2 protein-coding genes and 1 pseudogene are annotated in these 2,362 nt (G+C 35.1%); all 3 read left to right on the top strand.

Annotation, left to right across the window (positions count from 1 at the left end):
* A pseudogene (locus AC1DPQ_RS25015) lies at positions 1–215 on the top strand (GMP synthase); the annotation flags it as partial.
* 163 nt (positions 216–378) lie between these two features.
* Entirely contained in the window at positions 379–1,566 is a 1,188-nt protein-coding gene (locus tag AC1DPQ_RS25010) for a hypothetical protein (protein WP_477580126.1), read from the top strand.
* Between the two features lie 66 nt (positions 1,567–1,632).
* Positions 1,633–2,184 (top strand): hypothetical protein, encoded by a 552-nt coding sequence (locus AC1DPQ_RS25005; protein ID WP_477580124.1) that lies wholly within the window; start codon positions 1,633–1,635, stop codon positions 2,182–2,184.
* The last annotated feature ends 178 nt before the right edge of the window (positions 2,185–2,362 follow it).

Here is a 2,362-nt window from a genome sequence, read left to right as displayed (position 1 = left end):
TCGGTACACAATTCCATCCAGAAGCTGATCCGGTAGGCATGAAAATGTACTTGCTTCAGGAAGAAAAGAAAAAAGCAATTGTTGATATGCACGGGGAACAAAAATACCTGGATATGTTAAACAGTTTAGACGATCCTGCAAGAATCGTGCTTACGCAAAGTATTATTTTACCTAATTTCTTACAAAAGGCAATTGGGGATTTGCAGGAAGTGTAGAAAAGCCAGGACTACTTTAGCCGTCATTTCGACTGGAGCACAGCGGAACGGAGAAATCTATTAAACATGTTTAAGATAAAAGTTAAAGGATTTATCAAATACGGTCGAAATGACTTCTCTCATTTGCAATAACAAGTTGTAAACCAGAATCAATTACAAACTTATGATACCTGCTCAACGCCAAAAATACAACCAGCAATTTACAGACGAGAAGTACAAAAACTTCCTTACTCAATTGCAAAATGGCTATCCCGAAATTCCTTTCAGGGTTGCAGAAACGCCGGTATTTATTCCGAAAGCATTGAAAGAAAAATTGATTGCGGCAGGAGAAGAAATTATAAACCTGATTAAGCAACCCAATTTTAAAGCACTTACTCAAAAGGCAATCCCCTTAAACTGGAATGTGCCTAATGAAAATACACAGCCTCACTTTTTAACCTTCGATTTTGGTATTTGTAAAAATCAAGCCGGAGAACTTACACCCATGCTAATTGAAATGCAGGGATTTCCTTCCTTGTATGGCTTTCAGCATCATTTGGCTAAAACTTTCCAGACAAGTTTTGAGATTGATGGTTCTGTGAATCATTTTTTAAACGGCTTTAACGAAGAAGCGTACATCAAGCTGCTTAAAGAAGTAATTATTGGCTCCCACCAACCAGAAGAAGTGGCCCTGATGGATGTAGATGCGCCTAACCAAAAAACGGCTATCGATTTTTTTGTGACCCAAAAAATGTTGGGCATTAAGATTTTAGCACTGGAAGACATTAAAAAAGTAGGCAAAAAGCTCTTTTATGAAGAAGATGGCAAAAAGATCCAGTTAAAAAGAATTTATAACCGCCTGATATTTGATGAGGTAGCCAATAACACCGAAATTTTCAAAAACAGTTTCGACCCACGTGAGGAACTGGATGTAGAATGGGTAACGCACCCCAACTGGTTCTATCGCATCAGCAAGTATACCATGCCATTCTTAAAAAGCGAATTTGTGCCCGAAACACGGTTTTTAAATGAGTTAAATACAATCCCTAAAGATTTAGAAAACTACGTACTTAAGCCATTATTCTCTTTCGCTGGTATGGGCGTAATTATCGATGTAAGCGAAACGGACATTACCAATATAAAAGATCCCGAAAACTGGATTTTACAAAGAAAAGTAAATTACGAGCCCGCTGTACAGGCACCAGATGGTGGGGTAAAAGCCGAAATCAGGATGATGTACTTATGGTCCGACGGTGGCGAACCACAGCTCTGCATTAACCTGGCCAGATTAAGCAGGGGCAAAATGATTGGTGTGCGTTATAATGCCGATTTCGATTGGGTTGGGGGAACGATTGGTTTTATGGAGGAGTAATGCGTCTTAATTTCCAAGATATTTAAATATAAATCTAATTGTTATTGAATATTACACTTAACATATATGCCAATACTAACTCTAGATAATCTTTTAAGTGGATTTATAGGTGCTATCATATTATTTTTAATCCAAAATCTACAGACAATAATTTCTGATCATATCTATAATGTTAGGACAAAATGGTTAATAAAGAATTATTTGACTATTTTAATTAGAGATCTTAGTGATTATAATTTCTCAGCAAATGCTATCAAATCTTTCATGACAAAACACGCTCAAAAAGGAAATGAGACAATATCAGTTAGCTACAAATCATGTGAAAATGTTCATTCTACAATACTAAAATCAGATAGGTATAGGTTATTTTTCGAAAATAAGTCAAATAATGAAGCTGTTATTAAATATTATAATTTATGTAGTTTAATTGATTTGTTAGCAGCAAAAACTCCTTCAGATTATTCTACCGAATATGCTGATATTACGATATATAGAAGCAGTGATTCTGTGAAATTTCAGAATAGCACGAACCGTATTATAGTTAAATTAGATGCTTGCGAATTGAATGCTAAAGAAGCTATTAAGATATGTAAACTTCTTATATCCAAATTTGATTGAGATATAAAATCCTACCTTTTTACATTCAATTGAACACCAAAGTCCTAAAAGCCCTTATATTTGTGTTATGGATATTCAAACGATTTTAGTCTTTTTACTTTTTGCGGTAGCATTGGTATATGTTGGCCGTTTGGTTTTTAAATCTTTACAGGTAAAAAAAGATGGATGTGGTGGTAAT

The sequence above is a fragment of the Pedobacter sp. 01T416_2 genome (assembly GCF_056398925.1).
Note: the sequence above shows the minus strand (reverse complement) of the source record. Positions and strands in the feature narration are given on the sequence as shown.

Excerpts from the sequence above, each read along its gene's own strand:
- AC1DPQ_RS25010 (WP_477580126.1), top strand. The coding sequence starts at position 379 with ATGATACCTGCTCAACGCCAAAAATACAACCAGCAATTTACAGACGAG.
- AC1DPQ_RS25005 (WP_477580124.1), top strand. The coding sequence starts at position 1,633 with ATGCCAATACTAACTCTAGATAATCTTTTAAGTGGATTTATAGGTGCT.